The 1,137-nt window shown below is 63.9% G+C and carries 2 protein-coding genes; both read right to left on the bottom strand.

The window, feature by feature from the left end; genetic code table 11:
- On the bottom strand, positions 1 to 587 hold a 587-nt coding region (locus APM_RS18315), incomplete at its 3' end, for an ATP-binding protein (protein WP_007424886.1).
- On the bottom strand, positions 577 to 1,137 hold a 561-nt coding region (locus APM_RS18310), incomplete at its 5' end, for a Mu transposase domain-containing protein (RefSeq protein ID WP_007424885.1). The genes APM_RS18310 and APM_RS18315, both read right to left, overlap by 11 nt.

The following is a 1,137-nucleotide window of genomic DNA, read 5'->3' as shown; positions in this document are numbered from 1 at the left end:
CGCTCGTAAAGCTTGCTGAGCAGATGGAACAGCAAAGCGCCGCCTGAGGCGCTGAAGGGCAGATAGCCAAGCTCATCAAGGATGACGAGGTCGGCATGGATCAGGCGGCCGGCGATTTGCCCGGCCTTTCCCTGAGCCTTTTCCTGCTCCAGAGCATTGACCAGCTCGACGGTGGAGAAGAAGCGGATGCGCTTTTTGTGATGCTCGACGGCCTGCACGCCAAGCGCGGTGGCGATGTGGGTTTTACCCGTGCCCGGGCCGCCGACGAGCACGACATTGTCGGCGGGCTCGATGAAGTCGCAACGATGCAACTGCCTGACCAGGGCCTCATTGACCTCGCTGCTGGCGAAGTCGAAGCCGGCCAGGTCGCGATAGGCCGGGAAGCGGGCGGCCTTGAGCTGATAGGCCATGGAACGGACCTCGCGCTCAGCGGTCTCGGCCTTGAGCAACTGGGAGAGCACCGGGATGGCGGCTTCAAAGGCCGGAGCACCCTGCTGGGCCAGTTCATCGACGGCCTGTGCCATGCCGTGCATTTTGAGGCTGCGAAGCATGATGACGAGCGCACCCGCGGCGGGATCATGACGCATGGCGGGTCTCCCCGGTTTGACGCAGGGTATCGTAGCGCTCGACATCGGCCCTGGGCTCATGGGCCAATGTCAACGCCTGTGGTGCGGTGATGACTGGCGGCGGCGCCTGTTTGCCGTCGATCAGCCTGTGGAGCCGGTTGAGGATATGCGTCTTGGACGGCACGCCATCGGCCAAGGCCAGTTCCGCCGCCATCAGAACCAGTTGCTCATCATGGTGCAGCACCAGGGCCAGGATCTCCACCATATCGCGGTCACCGCCTGGATGCTGCAGGAGATGCCGCTGCAAATGCCGGAACGCATCGGGCAATTCCAGGAACGGCGCGCCGTTGCGCAAGGCGCCCGGCTTGCGCTGGATCACCGCCAGATAATGCCGCCAGTCATAAATCGTGCGGCCGGGACCGTGTGTCCGCTCGACGACGCGGGGGTGTTCGCAAATGATTTGCCCTTCCGCCGCCACCACCAGCCTGTTGGGGTAAACCCGCAGGCTGACCGGCCGGTTGGCAAAAGAAGCCGGCACGCTGTAGCGGTTGCGCTCCAGGTGGATCAGGCA

The sequence above is a fragment of the Acidiphilium sp. PM genome (assembly GCF_000219295.1).
GTDB lineage: Bacteria > Pseudomonadota > Alphaproteobacteria > Acetobacterales > Acetobacteraceae > Acidiphilium > Acidiphilium multivorum.
Note: the sequence above shows the minus strand (reverse complement) of the source record. Positions and strands in the feature narration are given on the sequence as shown.